This window comes from Massilia sp. DJPM01 (assembly GCF_030348125.1).
In the GTDB taxonomy this organism is placed as follows: Bacteria; Pseudomonadota; Gammaproteobacteria; order Burkholderiales; family Burkholderiaceae_D; genus Telluria_A; species Telluria_A frigida.
In genome coordinates this window covers 104,283-125,991 of the sequence record NZ_JAQOZV010000012.1, presented here as the reverse complement: position 1 = coordinate 125,991, position 21,709 = coordinate 104,283, and the positions used below count along the sequence as shown (strand labels likewise).

23 protein-coding genes are annotated in these 21,709 nt (G+C 64.0%); 18 read left to right on the top strand and 5 right to left on the bottom strand.

The features are described 5' to 3' along the window. Positions 1-58 precede the first annotated feature (58 nt). Positions 59-760, bottom strand: coding sequence for a hypothetical protein (locus PO883_RS10675; protein WP_289309736.1), 702 nt, complete (start codon positions 758-760; stop codon positions 59-61). Positions 761-838: 78 nt separating this feature from the next. On the opposite strand from PO883_RS10675, the gene lepB reads away from it, so the two are divergent. From lepB to PO883_RS10655, 4 genes are all read left to right on the top strand, one after another. Then, positions 839-1,507 (top strand): signal peptidase I, encoded by a 669-nt coding sequence (gene lepB, locus PO883_RS10670; protein ID WP_289309735.1) that lies wholly within the window; start codon positions 839-841, stop codon positions 1,505-1,507. Then, on the top strand, positions 1,465-1,989 hold the full coding sequence (locus PO883_RS10665; RefSeq protein ID WP_308605866.1) for a membrane dipeptidase: 525 nt from the start codon (positions 1,465-1,467) through the stop codon (positions 1,987-1,989). Before lepB ends, PO883_RS10665 begins: the two co-directional genes overlap by 43 nt. Before the next feature lie 100 nt (positions 1,990-2,089). After that, positions 2,090-2,815: a DsbC family protein gene (locus PO883_RS10660; RefSeq protein ID WP_289309734.1), complete on the top strand. Its 726-nt coding sequence runs from the start codon at positions 2,090-2,092 to the stop codon at positions 2,813-2,815. A 111-nt stretch (positions 2,816-2,926) separates the two neighbouring features. Further along, positions 2,927-4,123, top strand: coding sequence for a multidrug effflux MFS transporter (locus PO883_RS10655; RefSeq protein ID WP_289309733.1), 1,197 nt, complete (start codon positions 2,927-2,929; stop codon positions 4,121-4,123). 110 nt (positions 4,124-4,233) lie between these two features. Here PO883_RS10655 and smpB read toward each other — a convergent pair whose 3' ends face one another. After that, positions 4,234-4,683 (bottom strand): SsrA-binding protein SmpB, encoded by a 450-nt coding sequence (smpB, locus tag PO883_RS10650; RefSeq protein WP_054262876.1) that lies wholly within the window; start codon positions 4,681-4,683, stop codon positions 4,234-4,236. A gap of 73 nt (positions 4,684-4,756) precedes the next feature. Here smpB and PO883_RS10645 point away from each other — a divergent pair, with 73 nt between their 5' ends. Together PO883_RS10645 and PO883_RS10640 are read left to right on the top strand one after the other, a co-directional pair. Next, a complete protein-coding gene (locus PO883_RS10645) occupies positions 4,757-5,188 on the top strand; it encodes a type II toxin-antitoxin system RatA family toxin (protein WP_054262875.1) in 432 nt (143 codons plus the stop codon). Then, entirely contained in the window at positions 5,181-5,486 is a 306-nt protein-coding gene (locus PO883_RS10640; protein ID WP_289309732.1) for an RnfH family protein, read from the top strand. Before PO883_RS10645 ends, PO883_RS10640 begins: the two co-directional genes overlap by 8 nt. A 16-nt stretch (positions 5,487-5,502) precedes the next feature. Here PO883_RS10640 and PO883_RS10635 read toward each other — a convergent pair whose 3' ends face one another. Continuing rightward, positions 5,503-6,015 (bottom strand): DUF4124 domain-containing protein, encoded by a 513-nt coding sequence (locus PO883_RS10635; protein WP_289309731.1) that lies wholly within the window; start codon positions 6,013-6,015, stop codon positions 5,503-5,505. Positions 6,016-6,168: 153 nt separating this feature from the next. On the opposite strand from PO883_RS10635, the gene guaB reads away from it, so the two are divergent. The 3 genes from guaB to PO883_RS10620 all read left to right on the top strand — a co-directional run bounded on the left by guaB (position 6,169) and on the right by PO883_RS10620 (position 11,354). After that, positions 6,169-7,632, top strand: coding sequence for an IMP dehydrogenase (guaB, locus tag PO883_RS10630; protein ID WP_289309730.1), 1,464 nt, complete (start codon positions 6,169-6,171; stop codon positions 7,630-7,632). 107 nt (positions 7,633-7,739) lie between these two features. Continuing rightward, positions 7,740-9,350: a glutamine-hydrolyzing GMP synthase gene (gene guaA, locus PO883_RS10625; RefSeq protein ID WP_289309729.1), complete on the top strand. Its 1,611-nt coding sequence runs from the start codon at positions 7,740-7,742 to the stop codon at positions 9,348-9,350. Between the two features lie 894 nt (positions 9,351-10,244). Then, positions 10,245-11,354 carry a diguanylate cyclase gene (locus PO883_RS10620; protein ID WP_289309728.1) on the top strand — a complete coding sequence of 370 codons (1,110 nt, stop codon included), beginning with the start codon at positions 10,245-10,247 and terminating at the stop codon, positions 11,352-11,354. On the opposite strand, the gene PO883_RS10615 is transcribed toward PO883_RS10620, so the two are convergent. Then, positions 11,351-11,671, bottom strand: a complete 321-nt coding sequence (locus tag PO883_RS10615; RefSeq protein ID WP_289309727.1) for a YqjD family protein — start codon at positions 11,669-11,671, stop codon at positions 11,351-11,353. The genes PO883_RS10620 and PO883_RS10615 overlap by 4 nt on opposite strands. A 52-nt stretch (positions 11,672-11,723) precedes the next feature. Further along, positions 11,724-12,107 (bottom strand): TraR/DksA family transcriptional regulator, encoded by a 384-nt coding sequence (locus PO883_RS10610; RefSeq protein WP_289309726.1) that lies wholly within the window; start codon positions 12,105-12,107, stop codon positions 11,724-11,726. 171 nt (positions 12,108-12,278) lie between these two features. Between PO883_RS10610 and PO883_RS10605 the strand changes: the two genes are divergently transcribed. The 9 genes from PO883_RS10605 (at position 12,279) to PO883_RS10565 (ending at position 21,567) form a co-directional block, all read left to right on the top strand. Then, the gene (locus PO883_RS10605) at positions 12,279-13,784 is read left to right on the top strand and encodes a PAS domain-containing sensor histidine kinase (protein ID WP_289309725.1); all 1,506 of its coding nucleotides are present in this window, start codon (positions 12,279-12,281) and stop codon (positions 13,782-13,784) included. Then, a complete protein-coding gene (locus PO883_RS10600; RefSeq protein WP_289309724.1) occupies positions 13,781-14,194 on the top strand; it encodes a response regulator in 414 nt (137 codons plus the stop codon). Before PO883_RS10605 ends, PO883_RS10600 begins: the two co-directional genes overlap by 4 nt. Then, on the top strand, positions 14,191-15,681 hold the full coding sequence (locus PO883_RS10595) for a response regulator (protein WP_289309723.1): 1,491 nt from the start codon (positions 14,191-14,193) through the stop codon (positions 15,679-15,681). The genes PO883_RS10600 and PO883_RS10595 overlap by 4 nt, the downstream gene beginning before the upstream one ends. Beyond that, positions 15,662-16,300: a response regulator transcription factor gene (locus PO883_RS10590; protein ID WP_289309722.1), complete on the top strand. Its 639-nt coding sequence runs from the start codon at positions 15,662-15,664 to the stop codon at positions 16,298-16,300. Before PO883_RS10595 ends, PO883_RS10590 begins: the two co-directional genes overlap by 20 nt. Positions 16,301-16,408: 108 nt before the next feature. Beyond that, the gene (fnr, locus tag PO883_RS10585) at positions 16,409-17,230 is read left to right on the top strand and encodes a fumarate/nitrate reduction transcriptional regulator Fnr (RefSeq protein WP_289309721.1); all 822 of its coding nucleotides are present in this window, start codon (positions 16,409-16,411) and stop codon (positions 17,228-17,230) included. A gap of 100 nt (positions 17,231-17,330) precedes the next feature. Next, positions 17,331-17,501: a hypothetical protein gene (locus PO883_RS10580; RefSeq protein WP_289309720.1), complete on the top strand. Its 171-nt coding sequence runs from the start codon at positions 17,331-17,333 to the stop codon at positions 17,499-17,501. Positions 17,502-17,653: 152 nt separating this feature from the next. Beyond that, positions 17,654-18,277, top strand: a complete 624-nt coding sequence (locus tag PO883_RS10575; RefSeq protein WP_289309719.1) for a SagB/ThcOx family dehydrogenase — start codon at positions 17,654-17,656, stop codon at positions 18,275-18,277. A 31-nt stretch (positions 18,278-18,308) separates the two neighbouring features. Beyond that, a complete protein-coding gene (gene clpB, locus PO883_RS10570) occupies positions 18,309-20,918 on the top strand; it encodes an ATP-dependent chaperone ClpB (protein ID WP_289309718.1) in 2,610 nt (869 codons plus the stop codon). Positions 20,919-21,276: 358 nt separating this feature from the next. Then, a complete protein-coding gene (locus PO883_RS10565; protein WP_289309748.1) occupies positions 21,277-21,567 on the top strand; it encodes a hypothetical protein in 291 nt (96 codons plus the stop codon). Positions 21,568-21,709 lie beyond the last annotated feature (142 nt).

Below are 21,709 nucleotides of genomic sequence, written 5' to 3'. Positions count from 1 at the left end.
GAATGCCGACACCTGCCGTGCAGCAGGCAAGAACCAGGTTCAGCGCTCCAGGATGATTTTATCCGCAAGCGCGGGCGACGCTGCGCTCGGCATCGGCAATGGCTGCATTGCGATTCTCGTCCGCCAAATACTGACGCTCCCCCTTTTTGTCGATCTGGACGACGCGCCCATCGCGGCGGACCAGCGTCAGTTGCTGGCGCGCGTTGGTGCATTCAATCGCCTTGTTGCTCGCCCGAATCTTCGCATTCTCGGCGTCGATTTTCTCCGCAGCGAGCTTTTGCTGATTCTCGCTTTTGGCCGGCGCGCCAGGCGCGGCTTTCGGTACGGGCGCGGATTTGGCCGCGATCACCGGCGCGCTCGGCGGCGCGGCCTGCGGCAGCGGGGCTCCGGGCTTGCGGGCCGGGTCCCAATTGGCGCCCGGGCGGTCATCCGCGTATTTCTCCTTTTGTTGCTCCTGCTTGCGTTCCAGCTTGCTCTGCGCGTTGCGTTCGGCCAGGGTCGGCATCTTGTGCGGGCGCGCGTTGGGCAGGTCGCACGGCGCGTTCTGGAAGGTGTAATGGCCATTCGCACCCTTGCATTTGTTCAGGCCCGCATGGGCCGTGGCGCTGAGGCCGGCAAGGATGAGCGCGAGGTAAAGCGGACGTGTATTCATGCTGATGAGGATGTTCTTATGAGGTGTAGGGCGTGGCCCGGGCGCGAAAAGCGTCGCGTGGATTTTGGCAGTAATACAACTTTTTGGCAAGCAACATTGTTCACGCAACCAAGCGGGGCCCGGCTTTAAGCATCGCTAAAGATCGCCAGCGTATAACTTTGTTCACCACTTACAGAGGAGGGTGATATGAAAAACCTGATGCGCGAGAACAAAGGCTGGTTGCTGTTTCTGTTGTTATTCGGTGTCTTCCGCACCGCCATCGCGGACTGGAACCCGATTCCGTCGGGGTCGATGCGGCCCAGCCTGCTGGAAGGCGATGTGGTCTTCGTCAACCGGCTCGCGTACAACGTCAAGATTCCGCTGACCGATGTGGTGCTGGCACGCGTGGGCGAGCCCCGCCGCGGCGATGTGGTGACGTTTTCGTCGCCCACGGACGGCACCCGCCTGATCAAGCGGCTGGTGGCACTGCCCGGCGATATCGTCGAAATGCGCGACGAACAGCTGATTATCAACGGCCAGGGCGCCAGTTACGCGGCCGCCGGCACGGCCATGGAGCCGCTTGCCCACGCCGCCCCTGTCGCCGCCCAGCGCATCGACGAAACCTTCGACGGCCACCGCCGCCGCATCCAGGTCATCCCGCAACTGATGGCGTTGCGCAACTTCGGGCCGGTGACCGTGCCCAGGGACCAGTTCATGATGCTCGGCGATAACCGCGACCGCAGCGCCGATTCGCGCGTGGTGGGCATGGTGCCGCGCCATCTGCTGATCGGGCGCGCCGAGCGCGTCCTGGCGTCGGCCGATATCGACGGTAACTGGATGCCGCGCCTGGAACGCTTCGGCATGAAGATGCCCTGAGTAACGCCAAGTACAGCGCGTCGCGCGATTGCTCGGGCGAGGGCTATTCGCAAGACTGCGGCAATATCGCGCTCAAGCCGTCGGGCAAGGCCCTTATTCGCGGCATGATGAAGCGCGGGATGCTGATCGATGTCGACCACATGGACCGCCTGACCTTCCGTGACACGATGACGATGACCGAGCAGCAGGGATACCCGGTCATCAGCGGCCACGTGGGCCTGGTCGACGCTTCAACGGCGGGCGGCGCGCGCCGTCACGAGGGTAACCTCAAGGACGATGAAGTCAAGCGCATCCTCGCTGGCGGCGGCATGGCGTCCCTGATCACGCTCGACATCAACGGCGATGGCCTGGCCCATATCGGCATGCTGCCCGACTTTATCGCGGACTTGCGCCAGCCGGACCTGGCACCGCTGATGAATTCGGCCGAAAGTTATATCCGCATGTGGGAGCAAGCGGTTGCCAAGAGCACGTCGGTGCCCTAAGCTACTGTCAATCGCTGGCGCATCGCCGCAACGCTGCCTTCGGCCGGCGTGGCGGCGATGCGTTTTTTCCACTAATTCGCCACCTGATGTCTGGAGCACCATGTTACTCAAACTAAGCTTGCCGGCCGCCTTGCTCGCCTTGGCCCTGGGCGGTTCCGTCCATGCGGCCGCGCCCGCCAAGCCGTACGCCGATGTCGAGAAGGCCATCGCCCCCTTGCTGGGCACTGTGCCGATCGAGAAAATTTCCCCAAGTAAATTCGGCAACCTGCTGGAAGTGGTCACGCCGCGCGGCCTGGTCTATACCGACAAGACCGGGTCCTTCGTGCTGTTCGACGTGCTGGCGATCGATACCCGCACCCAGGAAAACCTGACCGAACAGCGCAACAATGAACTGGGCAAGTTCGTGTTTGCCGATTTGCCGCTGAAAGACGCGATCAAGACCGTGCGCGGCGATGGCTCGCGCGTGATCGCCACCTTCGAGGATCCGAATTGCGGCTATTGCCGCAAGCTCATCGGCGAGCTGGCGAAAGTGGACAATCTCACCGTCTATACCTTCCTGGTGCCGGTCATGGCTGCCGATTCGGCCACCAAATCGACGGCGATCATGTGCTCGCCCGATCCGGCCAAGACCTGGCTGTCGCACATGACCGACAACAGCGCGCTGCCGCCGGTGGCCGAGTGCGCCACGCCGCTCGAACGCAACGTCGCGCTGTACCAGAAGCTGCGCCTGAACGGCACGCCGGCGATCCTGTTCCAGTCCAATACCAAGACCCCGGGCTATATTCCCGCAGAGCGCATCGAAGCGCGCCTGGCAGGCGGCAAATAGGCTGGCGGGACATTCGCTGCGGCGTCGGTGACGTTTTCAAAATGCCGGTAAAATTGCGGGCCCGGTTGCCTGCACTGTCGCGGTGCCGTTTTTGAATAAGGCACGTCTGGCATGCAGCGAATGTTAACAGTAATTTTGGCTTGTCTCGGGATGGTCGGCGCGCTCGCGATCGACACCTATCTGCCATCCATCCCGGCGATCGGGCGGGAGTTTGCGGTCGGGCCGCTGGCGGTGCAGCAAACGCTCAGCGTGTTTCTGTTTACCTTCGCCTTCATGATGCTGTTCTACGGCACGCTGTCCGATTCGTTCGGACGGCGCCCGGTGATCCTGATCGCGCTGGCGGTGTACACGCTGGCCTCGCTCGGGGCCGTGTTCGCGCCCAGCTTCGGCGTGCTGCTCGCTTGCCGCGCGTTCCAGGGCCTGGCGGCGGGTGCCGGCTCGGTGATCGGGCAGGCGATCGTGCAGGACCGCTTCTCGCACGACCAGGCGCACGCCCAGCGCATCATGTCGCACATCATGATGGTGTTCGGGCTGGCCCCGGCCATCGCGCCGGTGCTGGGCGGTTATCTGCACGTGCATTTCGGCTGGCGTTCGACGTTTGTGTTCCTGGCCGCGTTTGGCGCGCTGATGATCCTGCTCGTGTATCGCGGCTTGCCGGAGAGTTTGCCCAAGGCGCAGCGCCATGCCTTTCACGGCATTGCAATCGCGAAAAACTATATCAAGGTGCTGCGCCATCCGCAGTTTCTGCTGCTGTCGCTGACCGTTGGGCTGGCGTTCAGCGGCTTGTCGCTGTACATCGGCTCGGCCGCCAATTTCATCATGGATATCCTGCACCTGCCGGAGACCGCGTTTGCCTGGCTGTTCATTCCCATGATCGGCGGCATGGTGGTCGGCTCGGCCTGGGGCGGCAAGGCGGCGGCGCGGATCGCACCGGCGAAGATGATGTGGCTGGGATTCGGCATCATGGCGGCGGGCAGCGTGATCAGCATTGCCTACAACCTCATGTTGGTGGCGGCGGTGCCGTGGGCGGTGCTGCCGCTGGCGGTGTACACGTTCGGTCTGGCGGTGGCGATGCCGGCGCTTCAGGTGGGCGCCTTGTCGCTGTTTCCAGATAATCGCGGGCTGGCCTCGTCGATGATGTCGTTCATCCAGATGACGGCGTTTGCGCTGGTGTCGGGCATGCTGGCGCCGCTGCTGTTCGACAGCGCGCTGAAACTGGCGTGTGGAGTGGGCGGCTCGCTGGTGCTGAGCTTCCTGTGCTGGCGCCTGAGCCTGATGGTGACGCGGCCGGCGGTGCAGGTGGCCTGAAATTCGCCGTTCCCGCGCCGGCGGGAACCCAAGTTCTTTGCGCAGCTAACGGCTCCTAAACGAACTTCGGTTGCCGTGGGGGCGCCTAGCCCTGCGCGGGAGCGACGGTGTCAGCGGCTGTGTGTCTTCATCGCCGCGGCGACTTCGCGCTTGCCATCGCGTTCTTTCTCGGTGGCGCGCTTGTCGTGCTGCTTCTTGCCCTTGGCCAGTCCGATCTCGCACTTCACCCGTCCACCCTTGAAGTGCAGGTTGATCGGCACCAGCGTGTAGCCCGAGCGCTCGACCTTGCCGATCAGCTTGTCGACTTCGGCGCGGTGCAGCAGCAGCTTGCGCGTGCGTACCGCTTCCGGGTGGGTGAATGAGGAGGCGGTCGACAGCGCGCTGATGTGCGCGCCGAACAGGAACAGCTCGTCCCCGCGCACGACCACGTACGCCTCCTTGATCTGGACGCGCGAATCGCGAATCGCCTTGACTTCCCATCCTTCGAGCACGATACCGGCTTCGTACCGGTCCTCGATGAAGTAGTCGTGGAATGCTTTTTTATTGTCAACAATACTCATGAAATGGCTAAAGTGCGCGGTTCGGTTAAACTACTGATGCAACATACCCAACATCATAGCAAACGGTTGATTAATGGCAGTAGTACACAAAACAGTATTTTTGGCTTACAGCGCCGAACAAATGTTCGACCTTGTGGCCAAAGTGGAAGATTATCCCAAATTCCTGCCCTGGTGCGGCGGCGTGAAGCTCATTGAGCGGACCGACGACACGCTGGTCGCTTGCCTGGCCATTCACTTCCATGGCGTGAAGCAAAGCTTCACAACCCGCAACATCAACACGCGGCCGACCCAGATGAAAATGAAGCTGGTCGACGGCCCGTTCAAATGCATGGATGGCACCTGGACCTTCAAGGCGCTGCGGGCCGATGCCTGCAAGGTCGAATTCGACCTGCACTACGAATTTTCCAGCATGATACTCGAACAATTGATCGGGCCCGTGTTCGGCGTGATTGCCAACAGCATGGTCGACTCGTTCTGCAAGCGCGCCGAGACCGTCTATGGCTGAACCAGTGGCGGAAAAAATCACGGTCCAGGTGTGCTACGCCACGCCGGCGAGCGAGTACCTGCGCGAACTGACGGTGGAGCAGGGCTGCACGATCGAGCAGGCGATCCGCCTGAGCGGCGTGCTCGACGACATTCCGGGAATCGACCTGGCGCTCCAGCCGGTCGGCCTGTACGGCAAGAAGAAGCCGCTGGAGACCGTCTTGCGGCAGCGCGACCGCATCGAAATCTACCGCCCGCTGGTGGCCGACCCGAAAGAGTCGCGCCGCAAGCGGGCTGAAAAGAAGGCTCAGCCGGGCTGAACCTCGATTTGCTTGCTTACTTGCAGGCGTCGCTGATCGCCTTGTTGGCGCGCGCGATTTCCGCCGTGCGCTGGCTGTCATCAATGAACGTGCGTTCGCCGTTCTTGTCCGTCGAACTCACGCGCATGCCTAGTTCCAGGGTGCGCTTGTAGCTGCGGGCGCTTTCGCAGGCGACTTTATTGGCGGCCTTCCTGGTGGTCTCTTCGCCGGCTTTCTTTTGCTCGTCTTCCTTGGCCTTGGCGCGCTTGCGGTAGTCGGCTTCACGGTCGGCAAGGCTAGGCGGCAGCTTGTCGTCGGCGCTCATGGGCTTCGATGCCGGCACGTCGTCCGTCTTGGGCGTCACGGCGGCGGATGTCGGCGCCTTGATGATGTTCTTGGCCGGCACGCCAGGCGGCGGCGGGCGATCCGAGAATTGCTTGGTGCCATTCGCGTCGACCCACACGTATTGCGCGGAAGCCACGGAGGCGAACAGCATCAGCGCGCCTCCGGCCAGCAGCTGCAATGTTCGTTTTCCGATAAGGTTGACCATGTAAATCTTTCCGTTAGTAATCAATCCCAGATTTCGCCATGATTTGTCCGCCGTGTCAACGAACTTGACGGGTTTCCGGGCAATTTAAGGGCTTGGCGAGACGGCGCACAGGAACTTCTGTATAATTCACTTTTGCGCCAATAGGAAAATGCTATGCGTCTACTTCAAAAAGCACTCACGTTCGATGATGTGCTGCTCGTCCCGGCTTACTCGAATGTCTTGCCAGCCGACACCTCCCTCAAGACTCGCCTGACCCGTAATATTGCCCTGAATATTCCCTTGCTGTCCGCAGCGATGGATACGGTCACTGAAGCGCGCCTTGCCATTGCCATGGCGCAGGAAGGCGGCATCGGCATCATCCACAAGAATCTGTCGCCCAAGGACCAGGCCCGCGAAGTAGCGCGCGTAAAACGTTTCGAGGCCGGCGTGCTGCGCGACCCGATCACGATTCCGCCGACCATGAAAATCCGCGACGTGATCGCCCTGACCGAACAGTACGGCATCAGCGGCTTCCCTGTGGTGGAAGGCAAGACCGTGGTCGGCATCATCACCAACCGCGATTTACGTTTTGAAGAAGAGCTCGACGCCGAGGCGCGCGCCAAGATGACCCCGCGCGACAAGCTGGTGTACGTCAAGGAAGACGCCGACACCGCCGAAGCGAAGCGCCTGATGAACAAGCACCGCCTCGAGCGCGTGCTGGTGGTCAACGACGAATTCGAATTGCGCGGCCTGATCACCGTCAAGGATATCCAGAAGTCGCACGAGCACCCGTTCGCCTCGAAAGATGCGCAGGGCAAGCTGCTGGTCGGCGCCGCCGTTGGCGTCAGCGCCCGCGACGAAGAGCGCATCGAGCTGCTGGTCGCGGCCGGCGTGGACGTGCTGGTGGTCGATACCGCCCACGGCCACTCGCAGGGCATCCTGGACCGCGTCAAGTGGATCAAGGTGCGCTTCCCGCACGTGGACGTCATCGGCGGCAACATCGCCACGGCGGCCGCGGCGCTGGCGCTGGTTGAGCATGGTGCCGATGCGGTCAAGGTCGGCATCGGCCCTGGCTCGATCTGCACCACCCGTATCGTTGCCGGCGTCGGCGTGCCGCAAATTACCGCGATTTCCAACGTGGCCGAAGCGCTGGCCGGCACCGGCGTGCCCTGCATCGCCGACGGCGGCATCCGCTTTTCGGGCGATATTTCCAAGGCATTGGCGGCCGGCGCATCGACTGTCATGATGGGTTCCATGTTTGCCGGCACCGAAGAAGCGCCGGGCGAAGTGATCCTGTACCAGGGCCGCTCGTACAAGTCCTACCGTGGCATGGGTTCGCTGGGCGCGATGGCGGACGGCTCGGCCGACCGCTACTTCCAGGATGCGGCGGCCAAGGCCGACAAGTTCGTACCGGAAGGCATCGAAGGCCGCGTTGCCTACAAGGGCAGCGTGCTGGCGATCATTTACCAGCTGGTCGGCGGCGTGCGCCAGTCGATGGGTTACTGCGGTTGCGCCTCCATCGACGAGCTGCGCGAAAAAGCGGAGTTTGTCGAGATCACCTCGGCCGGCATGCGCGAATCGCACGTGCACGACGTGCAGATCACCAAAGAAGCGCCGAACTACCGTTCTGGCGAATAAAGGCACACACAACGCGGCGACCAGATCGCCGCGTTGTTCTTAGCGTGGGCCCGTTGCCCGCGAGCGCCGCCCAACGGCACCAATTTTGCAATTTCTCCTGGCCTTTCATGCACTCTAAAATCCTCATTCTCGATTTCGGTTCCCAAGTCACCCAGCTGATCGCCCGCCGCGTGCGCGACGCCGGCGTGTTTTCCGAAGTATTCCCGTATGACGTCAGCGACGAATTCGTGCGCAACTACGGCGCCGCCGGCGTGATCCTGTCGGGCAGCCACAGTTCCACCCTGGAAGGCGACGCCCCGCGCGCGCCGCAGGCCGTGTTCGAGCTGGGCGTGCCGGTGCTGGGCATCTGCTACGGCATGCAAACCATGGCGGCCCAGCTGGGCGGCAAGGTCGAAAACGGCCTGGTGCGCGAATTCGGTTACGCCGAAGTGCGCGCGCGTAGCCACACCACGCTGCTCAACGGCATCAACGACTTCGTCACCGACGAAGGCCATGGCATGCTCAAGGTCTGGATGAGCCACGGCGACAAGGTGCTCGACATGCCGCCAGGCTTCAAGCTGATGGGCGATACGCCCAGCTGCCCGGTGGCCGCCATGGCCGACGAGGAACGCCGCTTCTACGGCGTGCAGTTCCATCCGGAAGTGACGCACACGGCGCAGGGCAAGGCCATGCTGGGCCGCTTCGTGCATGAAATCTGCGGCTGCAAGTCGGAGTGGAACATGCCCGACTACATCAGCGAAGCGGTCGCCAAGATCCGCGAACAGGTCGGCACCGACGACGTCATCCTCGGCCTGTCGGGCGGGGTCGATTCGAGCGTGGCGGCGGCCCTGATCCACCGCGCCATCGGCGACCAGCTCACCTGCGTGTTCGTCGACCACGGCCTGCTGCGCCTGGACGAAGGCAAGATGGTGATGGACATGTTCGCCAAGAACCTGGGCGTGAAAGTGCTGCGCATCGATGCCGAAGACCAGTTCTTGGGCCACCTGGCCGGCGTGGCCGATCCGGAAGCCAAGCGCAAGATCATCGGGCGCGAGTTCGTCGAAGTGTTCCAGGTCGAAGCGGGCAAGCTGAAGAACGCCAAGTGGCTGGCCCAGGGCACCATCTATCCGGACGTGATCGAAAGCGCCGGCAAGGGCAAGAAAGGGCAGACCATCAAGAGCCACCACAATGTGGGCGGCTTGCCGGAAACCTTGAACCTGACATTGCTCGAACCGCTGCGCGAACTGTTCAAGGATGAAGTACGCAAGCTCGGCGTGGCATTGGGCTTGCCGCACGATATGGTGTACCGCCATCCATTCCCGGGTCCGGGCCTGGGCGTGCGCATTCTCGGCGAAGTGAAGAAGGACTTTGCCGACCTGCTGCGCCGGGCCGACGCGATCTTCATCGAAGAATTGCGCAATACGCCGTGCGACCTGCCGGCGCTGGAAAGCATCGATGCCGGCGCCGCGCCGAAAAACTGGTACGAAGCGACCAGCCAGGCGTTTGCCGTGTTCCTGCCGGTTAAATCCGTCGGCGTGATGGGCGATGGCCGCACCTACGAATACGTGGTGGCGCTGCGCGCGGTGCAAACGCTGGACTTCATGACGGCGCAGTGGGCGCATTTGCCGCACAGCCTGCTGGGCAAGGTGTCGAACCGCATCATCAATGAAGTGCGCGGAATCAACCGGGTGGTTTACGATATTTCCGGCAAGCCACCAGCGACGATCGAATGGGAGTAACTTTCCTATTGGAAATTACTTTCTGATCATGGAAGTTGACGATAAAGCCCTGTTTTTACAGGGCTTTTTGTCGAGATTCGATGTATCCCGTCGTCGCCCCAAAACCGCTGCGGTCTATGCATTTCTGTATGGCGTAGCGTGTAGATATGCAAAAAAGTTCCGCCTTCCGAATATATCCTTGCTTGTCGCATCGATCCCGAAACTTGCCCAAGATTAAATCGTAGCAAGGCTTGTCGTCGCTCGCCGCACAGCATTCTTGCCCGCTCAAGCAGGCGCTTGCGGCAATCCCCTACACCGGTCACATGACTTCCCCGATACCGCATCGGGGCCAAGTGCTCGATACTGACGACGAACTTGAGTGATAGGGGGGGGCAATCATGGAACATCAGCTAGTGTCAACGCCATCCGAAACGCGCGCCATGCGCGAGCCGGCGCAAGACCGGGGCGCGTGTGCGGCGCCACGCGACAGCGTGCGCGTATCGGATGACCGCATCCGCGAGATGCTTGGCTGGCGCTTGCTGCCGGCGAGTACGTCCCGGGGGCGATACGGGGCAAGCGCCGATTGAGCCGCTCGCCCAGGCCGCATGCGTCATATGCACCTGAGGCGCGGCCAGCGCAGGCACAGCTAGTTTGCCGTCGCGCCGGCCATGGCGGATGGACCTGCGGCGCCTGTCGCCAGGGCCGCTCAAGCGTGCGCAGCGTGACGGGGGCGCCGTCGTGTCCCGCTGGCGGCGGATAGGCCAGCACCTGCGCGCCGGCGGCCAAGCCGTCCAGCACCCATGCTTCCCGCTCCGCCATGCGCACATAAGGTCCCTGCAAGCGGCGATTTATTGTTAATCTTCGTACTGGGTACTGGGTACTGGGTACGGGCGATGGGCAGACCGGGAGCGCAGGATGGGACGCAGGTTCGGCATGGAGTGGTCGCTGCCGCTCGAAGACGAAGCCATTTTTTCTGAACAGCACAACGCCGCGGTGGCGCTGATGCTGCCGGTGCTGGGGCCATGCTTCGGCCTGTCGATCCTGCTGTTTGCGGTATGGGATTACCTGGTCGATCCCGGCCTGGCCGTCCATACCTTCCTGGTGCGGCTGGCGCTGGTCGGCCTGGGCGCGACCGCCTATGCCGCCACGCCCCTGCGCTGGACGCCGCTGCAACGCTGTGGCTTTGTCTATTCCACCCATGCCGGGGCCATCATCATTGCCGCGGCCATGCTGCACAACGGCCTGCTGCACGGACTGGCCGGGGTCACCGCCTGCCTGTTTACCGTGTCCGTGATCGCCACCCGGCTGCCGACCTTCGTGGCGATCGTGGCCGCGCCGTCGTTGATGTTCTTCGTGCTTTGCGCGGCGACGCTGACGCCGTTCGGTTTCATCAACAGCGTGATTCTATATATTTTTTCGCTGATCATGGCCACCACCCTGATGCTGACGATCCGCGTGTTCCGCCAGCGCGCATTCTTGTCCGAGAAGGCGCTGCTGTACAGTTCACGCCACGACAGCATGACCGGGGCATGCAACAGGGCTTTCCTGACCGAGCTGGCCGAACGCGAAGTCGCGCTGGCCCGCCGGCACCGGCGGCCGCTGGCCGTAGCCATGCTCGACATCGACCACTTCAAGGGCATCAACGACGAATATGGTCACGCAACCGGCGATGAGGTGATCCGCCAGCTGGTCACGACCTGCGTCGGCACCTTGCGCCAGATCGACCATTTCGGCCGCATCGGCGGCGAGGAATTCGTCGTCATCATGCCCGAAACGAGCCGGGATGACGCGCTCCATTGCGCCGAGCGCATGCGTAGCAACATCGAGCAACTGCGCCTCGCCACGCCACAGGGAACGTTGCGCTTCACGGCCAGTTTCGGCGTTGCCACGCTCAACGAGAAGCACCCGCAATGGAGTGCCCTGCTGAGCGAGGCCGACGCCGCCATGTATCGCGCCAAGAACGCGGGGCGCAATCGGGTGGCGGCCATCGACGCGAACCTGGCCTCGCCGGCCGACGCCGCCTAGTCGCGCGCCAGGGCGATGCCCAGCACCAGTCCGATGCCCGCCCCCAGCAAACCCGACACCGCCGCCGAGCGCCACGGATTGGCCTGCACCAGTTTATCGGTGGAAGCGGCAACGTTCCTGATCGAATGGAGCGTCTTGCGTTCCAGCTCATGCGCCTTGGAGATGCTGCACGAGAGCAGATCCATCCCCTTTTTTTGCAACTCGGCCGCCTTCTCGCCACTGGCCGCGCCCGCTGCCTTGAGCAACTGCTCGGCTTCATTGATCATTGCGCGCATTTCCCTGCTGGCCGTGTCGATGCTGTCGTTGGTTCTGAACATATGGTTCTCCTTGGTGGGACTACGAAATGGTGTGGTGGACGGCGCGGGCCCTTCAGGGCGGCGTCTGCCGATGCTGTTCGAAGGCTTCCTGGCACGACAGGCACATCCTGGCCGCCGGCTGCGCGCGCAGGCGGCGCACGGCGATCCGGCCGCCGCAGCCGGTGCAGGTGCCGTAGCTACCGGCAGCGACGCGCGCCAGCGCCTCGTCGATCGCTTGCAGGTCGTCCAGTTCGAGCCGCAACTGGCCGATGTCGGTGTCGGCCAGCAGGTCCGCCTCGGCCTGTTCGCGCACGTCGGCGTACGGGTTGGCCAGGGCCATCGTCGCCGCGTCGTCGCCGCGGTGCAGGCGCTTGCGAATCGCGCCGAGCAGCGCCTCGCGCCGCAGCCGCAGCTGCTGGTCGAGTTGCTCGATGTCGTCAGTAGAAAGGTGCGGCACAGTACACTCCCGGCAAGGCATTGGTCGATGCCCGATGGGCAATAGCCCCGACTGTAACGGCGCGTGCGCGCGCAGTCATCCCAAGTTGTTGATGTGGGTCAAATTCGGCCATCAAATGTACAATGCCTGTTGGTGGACACGCCATCGAACGATGTCAGCAGGGAATAATCGGTGAAAAATCTTGTCATTGAAGGGCAGAGTCTGGAGTGGCTGCTAATGTCGGCCACGGACGCCATCGTCATCATCGAGCGCGATGGCACCATCGTGCTGGCCAATCCGCCGCTCGAAACCTTGTTTGGCTACGCCAGAGATGCGCTGCTGGGGCTGACCATCGAGGCGCTGCTGCCGGCGCGCTTCAAGCACGCCCACGGCGGCCAGCGGCTCGATTACTTCAGCCAGCCGCGCGCGCGCTCCATGGGTGGCGGCGCGGCGCTGTTCGGCCTGCACAAGGATGGGCGCGAGTTTCCGGTGGAAGTGAGCCTGTCGCCGCTGCAAACGGCGCAGGGTTTGCCGCTGGCCATGGCCACCATTCACGACGTCACCAGCCGCAAACAGGCCGAGGCCGCGCTGCGGGAGAGCGAGGCGCGCATGCGCGCGGTGTTCGAAACGGCGGTCGACGCGATTATCACGATCGACGACCATGGCCGGCTGGAACGGCTCAATGCCGCCGCCGAGCACATGTTCGGCTACACCGAGGCCGAAGTGGCGGGAAAAAATGTTTCCATGCTCATGCCAGCGCCGCACCAGGGCAATCACGACGCCTACCTGGCGCGCTACCTGCACACCGGAGAGCGCAAGATCATCGGCGCCGGGCGCGAGGTCGAAGGCTTGCGCAAGGACGGGACGGTGTTTCCGATGGATTTGACGGTGGCTGAAATGCGCCTGGGCGAGCGCCGCATGTTCACCGGCATGGTGCGCGACATCACCGCCCGCAAGCAGGCCGAGCAGCACACCCTGGGCCTGCTGCACGAGCTCACCAGCGCCAACGAGGAATTGACCAGCTTTGCCTACGTCGTCTCGCACGACCTGAAGGCGCCGCTGCGCGGCATCGGCTCGCTGGCCGACTGGCTCTCGACCGACTACGCCGACCAGTTCAACGATGAAGGCAAGGAGCATATGCGGCTGCTGATCCAGCGGGTGCACCGCATGAGCGGCCTGATCGACGGCATCTTGCAGTATTCGCGCGTGGGACGGGTCAAGGAGGCGGTCAGCGCGGTCGACCTGAACCGGGTGCTGCGCGACGTGGTCGACCTGCTGGCGGCGCCGGCCCACATTGCCGTCACCGTGCAGGCCGACCTGCCGACCATCGTGATCGAACCGACCCGCATTGAGCAGGTGTTCCACAACCTCATGTCGAATGCCATCAAGTACATGGACAAGCCGCAGGGCAGCGTGCATGCCGGCTGGGCCGACGGCGGGCGCGAGTGGCGCTTTTATGTGGCCGATAACGGGCCCGGCATCGAAGCGCGCCATTTCGACAAGATCTTCCAGCTGTTCCAGACGCTGGCGCCGCGCGACCGCGTCGAAAGCACCGGCGTGGGCCTGGCGCTGGCCAAGAAGATTGTCGAGATGTACCATGGGCGCATCTGGGTCGAGTCCATTCCCGGCGCGGGCGCCACGTTCTGGTTCGCGCTGCCCAAGACCATCCAATCCCCCCGTTTCAAGGCCCCCCAATGAGAGTAAGCAGCCGTCCCATCCTGCTGGTCGAGGACGACCAGGTCGATATCCTCACGATCCGGCGCGCGCTCAAGGAAATCGCGGTCGTCAACCCGGTCGTGGTCACCGAAAACGGGGAGGACGCGTTGGCCTACCTGCGCGACCCGGCCAGCGCGCGGCCCTGCATCATCCTGCTCGACCTGAACATGCCGATCATGAACGGTCTCGAGTTCCTGCAGCAGGCCAAGCACGACGAGCAGCTCAGGTCGATTCCCGTGATCGTGCTGACCACCTCCGACGAGCAGCTTGACAAGGTCAACAGTTTCAAGCTCGGCGTGGCCGGCTACATGGCCAAGCCGGTCGACTACCGGCGCTTCGTCGACATGATGCGTTCGATCGACCTGTACTGGTCGGCCAGCGAGATTCCGTGAGCGAGGCGCCGATCCGCCTGCTGATCGTCGAGGACGACCTGGTCGACCGGATGGCTTGCCGGCGCGCGCTCGCGGCCGACCCCGCGCACGTGTTCGAGGTGGTCGAGGCCGACACCGGCCAGGACGGGCTGGCGCTGGCGGCGCTGCGGCGGCCCGATTGCATCCTGCTCGATTACCACCTGCCGGATGTGACAGGGCTTGAATTTTTGACCCGTTTGGCTGGCGACGCGGGCCTGGCGGCGATCCCGGTGATGATGCTCACCGGCGCCGACAGCGCCACCGTCGCGGCCGAGTCGATGCGGCGCGGCGCGCGCGACTACCTGGTCAAGGACGCCGAGCGCCGCTACCTGGGGCTGCTGCCGAGCGCCGTGCTGCGCATGCTGCGCGAGCAGCAGCTGTTCAACGATAAGCGCCAGCTCGAGGCCAAGTTCCGCACCCTGGTCGAACAGATCCAGGCGATCACCTATATCGCCGCGCTGGCGAGCGAGAATGTGCTCACCTACATCAGTCCGCAAATCCGGATGCTGGGCTTTTCGCCCGCCGAATGGCTGGCCACGCCGGGCCTGCATGCGCGCCAGATGCATCCGGACGACCGCGCCGGCGCGCTGCGGGCGATCGGCGCGAGCCGGCGCGCCGGCACCGCGCTGCGCCACGAATACCGGCTGCTGACCCGCGGCGGCGAGGCGCTGTGGTTCCGCGACGAGGCCGAGGTCGTCGCCGACGAGGCCGGCCAAAGCTTGTTCATGCAAGGGATCCTGGTCGACATTACCGGCAGCAAGCTGGCCGAACAGGCTTTGCTCAGTAGCCAGCGCGAATTGCGCAAGCTGGCCGCGCACCAGGAGGCGATCAAGGAGCGCGAGCGCAAGCACATCGCGCAGGAAATCCACGACGAGCTGGGCGGGCTGCTGACCGGCATCAACGCCTACATTTCGGTGGCGATCGAGCGCGCGGTGCTGGCCGGCGCCGCGCACGACCCGCTGCTGGTCGATGCCGCCGGCCTGGCCAAGGAGGCCATGGGCGCGGTGCGCAAGGTCATCACCGACCTGCGTCCCAGCGTGCTCGACCAACTGGGCGTGTGGGCGGCGCTGGAGTGGCATGCCGAGCAGGTGGGCAAGCGCTCCGGCTTGCATTGCGAGTGCGCCATCGCAGCGTCGCTGCTGGCGCTGGAGCTGGACCCGGAACGCAGCACGATGCTGTTTCGGATCGTGCAGGAGGCGCTCACCAATGTCGTGCGCCATGCCGAGGCCACGCGCGTGCGGGTGACGGTGGCGCGCCACGGCGAGCGATTGCTGCTGCAGGTGCACGACGACGGCAAGGGAATCGACGCTGAACGCGTGCGCAACAAGGAGTCCTGGGGCATCCGCGGCATGCTGGAAAGGGTGCGCCATTTCAACGGCAGGCTCGGCATCGCCGGCAACCGGGAAGAGGGCACCACCTTGTCGCTCGAATTACCGTTGGAACATATCAATGACGACACACACCATTAAAGTCCTGCTGGTCGACGACCATGCAATCGCGCGCAACGGCGTGCGCCTGATGCTGGGCACGGCCGACGACATCGCCGTCGCTGGCGAGGCCGCCAACGCCCAGGAAGCCATGTTGCGGGTGCAGGCCGAGGAGTTCGACGTGGCGCTGGTCGACATCACCATGCCCGGCAAGAACGGCCTGGACCTGCTGCGCGCGCTGCGCGCCGAACGGCCGAAGCTGGCGGTGCTGATCCTGTCCACCTACGCCGAGGATATCTATGCGGTACGCGCGCTCAAGCTGGGCGCGGCCGGCTACCTGACCAAGGATGCGCCGACCAGCGTGCTGGTGGCGGCGGTGCGCAAGGCGGCCGCCGGCGGCAAGCACGTCAGCCCGGCGCTGCTGGAAAAGCTCGCCAGCCTCATCGGCGGCGGCAGCATGGCCACCCATGAGGGGCTGTCGAACCGCGAGCTGGAGGTGTTCAAGCTGATCGCGGCCGGCGAGTCGCTGGTCCAGGTGGGCAAGACGTTGCACCTGAGCCCGAATACGGTGACCACCTACCGCGCGCGCATCCTGGAAAAGATGGGCATGGGCAGCAATGCCGAACTGACCCGCTACGCGCTGGAGAACGGCATCATCTAGCCGCTCTCGGCTGTAGGGTAAACCCTACAAGCACTGACCGGCTTACCCGATGCCGCCCGGCCCCGTTGTCGTCGATACTGCCTTGATGCCATTGAGGAGTCGACCAGCATGAAACCCGCCATCCATATTGCCCCCTTGCCCCTGTCATTGGGCCGCACGCAGATCACGTGCACCTCTTGCGCAATGAACAAGCTGTGCCTGCCGACCGGCCTGGACGAGGCCGACACGGGCCGGCTCGACAAGATCATCGTGCGCCGCCGCCGCGTCGACCGCGGCGAGAGCCTGTTTGCGATGGGTTCGCCGTTCAAGAACCTGTACGCGATCCGCTTTGGCCATTTCAAGACCTTCCGCCTCAATCCGAATGGCGAGCAGCAGGTGCTCGGTTTTCACATGGCGGGAGAAGTGCTGGGCATGGACGCGATCGGCGCCGAACGCCACCAGAGCGGCGCGGTGGCGCTCGAGGACAGCGAGATCTGCGAGCTCCCTTATGCCCGGCTCGACCAACTGTTTGCGGAGCTGCCCCGGCTGCAACGCCACTTCCTCCGCCTCATGAGCAACGAAATCACGCGCGATCAGAACGCCATGATGTTCCTGGGAGGCATGCGCGCCGAACAGCGATTCGCCATCTTCCTGCTGAGCCTGGGCGCGCGCTATGCGGCGCGCGGCTATTCGGGCACGGTGTTCCAGATGCGCATGTCGCGCGAGGATATTGGCAACTACCTGGGACTGACCATCGAGAGCGTCAGCCGATTGCTGCTCAGGTTCAAGCAAAAGGGCTGGTTGCGCGTGGCGCTGCGCGAAGTTGAACTGCTCGATCGCGCCAGCATGGAAGCGGTCGCGATCGGCCAGGTCTGCGCCGAGCCGATCGCGACCAAGCGGCGCCAGCCGCAGCCAAGCAGCAGCAGCGCCATGGCCTTCGCTGCGGCGTAGGCAGGAGCGTGGTGACGCTCGGCACGGACGCCCGGGCCGGCGGACAGGGCCAGCACGTCCATGTTGCGTCGTCCGGTGCGCCTTCAGCGTCAGGCAAGCGATGTTGTGGGCGTTGCCGCTGGGCGCGGCGAGCGCGGCGCTCGCTTGCGCGAACACGCAGCCCGGCAAGGACGCTTTGCTGATGGGAACGGCCGTAGCCGCCTTCGCCGGGGTCTGGCGCTTCGCCTTGCGCGTCAATGGCAGTGCGTTGCAGGTGCTGGCGGTTGCCTGACTGCCGTACTGGTGGCCGCTCTTTTAAGGCCGCGATTGTTTGGTTGCTTGACATGCATCAAGTTCCGCAGGTGACCAAACGGGATCGGCGCGTTACTGTGGATTGATTGGCGCGCAGCGTTGCGGCGCCTCGACTGCCATAAAGGAGTGTGTATGAGAGACCCCGATGCAAGCGAGCCGGTCATGCGCCTGAGCGCGCCTTCCGAGCTCGCGCTCGATGCCGACTTTCCCCCGCTGAGCATGGCGCTGCTCGACGTGTTGCTCAGGCGCCGTTCATGCCGCGAATTCGACCCGCGCGCACTGCGCCTGGCCGTGCTGTCGCGCCTGCTATGGGCCGCATTCGGCATCAACCGTCCGGCCGAATCGGGCCGCACCGCGCCGTCGGCGCAAAACCAGCAGGAAATGCGCGTCTACGTCGCCCTGGCCAGCGGCCTGTACTTGTACGACGCGCACGCGCACCTGCTGCGCCTGGTCGTGGCCGATGACCTGCGCGCCGCCACCGGCGGCCAGGATTTCGCCGCCGCGGCCCCCGTCAACCTGATCTATGTCGCCGAGCTCGACCCGGTGCCGGGCGCCTCGCGGGTGGAACAGGAATTCTACGCCGCGCTCGACACCGGGCACATCAGCCAGAACGTGTATCTGTTCTGCGCCGCCGAAGGCCTGGGGGCGGTGGCGCGCGGGCATGTCGATCGCCCGGCACTGGCGCGCCTGATGCGCCTGGCGCCGGGCCAGCAAGTGATCCTGGCGCAATCGGTCGGCTATCCGCGTCCTGCATAAATCCAGTTAATCCCGCTACCAGGAGCTCCACATGCGCCAAGACAAAATCACCACCAAACTGCAGGAAGCGATCGCCGACGCGCAAAGTTTAGCGGTTGGCAACGACAACCAGTACATCGAGCCGGTCCACCTGCTGTCGGCGCTGCTGAACCAGGACGACGGCGGTGCGCGCTCCCTGCTGCAGCGCGCGGGGGTCAACGTGAACGGCTTGGCCAATGCGTTGAAAAGCGCCTTCGAGCGCTTGCCCAAGGTGTCGGGCCATGGCGGCGAGATCCAGGCCGGCCGCGAATTCATGAATGTGCTGAACCTGGCCGACAAGGAAGCGCAAAAGCGCGGCGACCAGTTCGTCTCCAGCGAAATGGTCTTGCTGGCGCTGACCGACGACAAATCCGACGCCGGCAAGCTGGCGCGCGAGCAGGGCCTGTCGCGCAAGGCGCTGGAGGCGGCGGTGCTGGCCGTGCGCGGCGGCCAAAGCGTGCAGGACCCGGAAGCCGAAGGCCAGCGCGAGTCGCTCAAGAAGTACACGCTGGACCTGACCGAACGCGCGCGCCAGGGCAAGCTCGATCCGGTGATCGGGCGCGACGACGAAATCCGGCGCGCGATGCAGGTGCTGCAGCGCCGCACCAAGAACAACCCGGTGCTGATCGGCGAACCGGGCGTTGGCAAGACCGCCATCGTCGAAGGCCTGGCGCAGCGCATCGTCAACGGCGAGGTGCCCGATACGCTCAAGGGCAAGCGCGTGCTCTCGCTCGACATGGCCGCCTTGCTGGCCGGCGCCAAGTACCGCGGCGAGTTCGAGGAACGCCTCAAAGCCGTGCTCAAGGAACTGGCGCAGGATGAAGGCCAGACCATCGTCTTCATCGATGAGATGCACACGATGGTCGGCGCCGGCAAGGCCGAGGGCGCCATGGACGCCGGCAATATGCTGAAACCCGCGCTGGCGCGCGGCGAGCTCCATTGCGTGGGCGCTACCACGCTCGACGAATACCGCAAATACATCGAGAAGGATGCCGCGCTGGAACGGCGCTTCCAGAAGATCCTGGTCGACGAGCCCAGCGTCGAGGCGACCATTGCGATCTTGCGCGGCCTGCAGGACAAGTACGAGCTGCACCACAAGGTGGAAATCACCGACGCGGCCATCATTGCGGCGGCTGAACTGTCGCACCGCTATATCAGCGACCGCTTTTTACCCGACAAGGCGATCGACCTGATCGACGAGGCGGCCTCGAAGATCAAGATCGAGATCGACTCCAAGCCCGAGGTCATGGACAAGCTGGAGCGCCGCATCATCCAGCTGAAAATCGAGAAGGAGGCCGTCAAGAGGGAAAAGGACGACGCCTCGATCCGGCGCCAGGGCCTGATCGACGAGGAAATCGCGCGCCTGGAGCGCGAGTACAACGATTTCGAAGAAATCCTCAAGGCTGAAAAGGCGATGGTGCAGGGGACCACCCACATCAAGCAAGACATCGAGCGGGTGCGCCTGCAAATGGAGGAGGCGACCCGCAACAGCAACTGGCAGCAGGTGTCCGAACTCCAGTATGGCAAGCTGCCCGAACTTGAAGCGCAATTGAAAAGCGCGGAGTCGGACGCCGCCAGGCAGGCCGTGGGCGCCAAGCCCAGGCTGCTGCGCACCCAGGTGGGGGCCGATGAAATCGCCGAAGTGGTGTCGCGCGCGACCGGCATTCCCGTCGCGCGCATGCTGCAGGGTGAGCGCGACAAGCTGCTGCACATCGAGGAAAAGCTGCACGAGCGCGTGGTGGGCCAGGACGAAGCGATCGTCGCGGTGGCCGACGCGATCCGGCGTTCGCGCGCCGGGCTGTCGGATCCGAACCGGCCCTGCGGCTCGTTCATGTTCCTGGGACCGACCGGCGTGGGCAAGACCGAATTGTGCAAGTCGCTGGCCAACTTCCTGTTCGACACCGAGGCGTCGATGATCCGCATCGACATGAGCGAATTCATGGAAAAGCATTCGGTGGCCCGCCTGATCGGCGCGCCCCCGGGTTACGTGGGCTACGACGAGGGCGGCTACCTGACCGAGGCGGTGCGCCGCAAGCCGTACAGCGTGATCCTGTTCGACGAAATTGAAAAGGCCCACAACGACGTGTTCAACGTGCTGCTGCAGGTGCTCGACGACGGCCGCATGACCGACGGCCAGGGGCGCACGGTGGACTTCAAGAACACGGTGATCGTGATGACCTCGAACCTCGGTTCGCACATGATCCAGTCGATGGACAGCGATGAGCCGGGCGTGGTCAAGCTGGCCGTGATGGGCGAGGTGCGCTCGCACTTCCGTCCCGAGTTCATCAACCGCATCGACGAAATCGTGGTGTTCCATGCGCTCGACGAAAAGAACATCGGCGCCATCGCCAGGATCCAGCTCAAGCATCTGGAGCAGCGCCTGGCCGCCATGGACATGACGCTCGATATCTCGGACGAGGCGCTGCAAAAGATCGCCGAGGCCGGCTACGATCCGCTATACGGCGCGCGGCCGCTCAAGCGCGCAATCCAGCAAGGGATCGAAAATCCCTTGTCCAAGCTGATTTTGTCCGGCCGCTATGGTCCCAAGGATGTCATCCCGCTACGGGTCGCGCATGGTGAACTGGTGCTGGAAGCGGCGGCGTCTGGCAAGCCGCATCCTTGAGGAGAATGCGTGGCACCTTCTCGCAACGCACAGATCCTGAGCATCAATGCTGGTTGATCGGGCATCAAGTTGGCCTTGTTCCAGTCCGGGCCGGCCCTGGAGCGGGTGTTCGATGGCGCTCTCGGCGCCATCGGCAATCGGCAGTTGGTACAAGCGCTTGACAGGCGGCGGCGCCGGCGCAGACAAGCTTGAGCGTGAATTCACCATCGCCTGACCGCCGTTAATGTGCTAAACAGCCGGGCGCGCAATGGTTGGACTTTGCCGCCGTGGCCAGACACTGCCGGCAAGGTATAGTCAATAAGCCGCTCATCTTTGCCTGTCACGGCTATCCCTCGCTGATCCACCGGCTGACTTGCCGGTGCACCACCATGCCAACCTCCATGTGCACGGTTTTCGCGAGGAGGGCACCAGCACGACGCCATGCGAGATGGTGGTGCTCAACCAGGTCGATCGCTTGCGTCTGCTTGCCGCCGTGCTCGACCGGGTGCCGCAACTGGCGCACTGCAAAGCCAGCGTGCACCAGTTGGCCGAGCGCAAGCCGGGCGCGCAGCGGCGCTGCATCGAGGAACACGGAATCGACCTGCGGGAGATCGTGGACTGGCGCTGGCGCAGGCGCTGGCGCGGCGCGGCGGCCGCCGCTTCACGTTGAGAGCGTGGCGTGCAGTTGCAGGCTTTCGGTCGCGGTGTTCATGAGCGTTCCTTTCGATCGAACCCAGCACCGGCATAGGCCGTGACGCGCGCGCTTGCCAGATCGAAGCCATTCTATTTTGATCTGGGTCAAGGTTTTTATT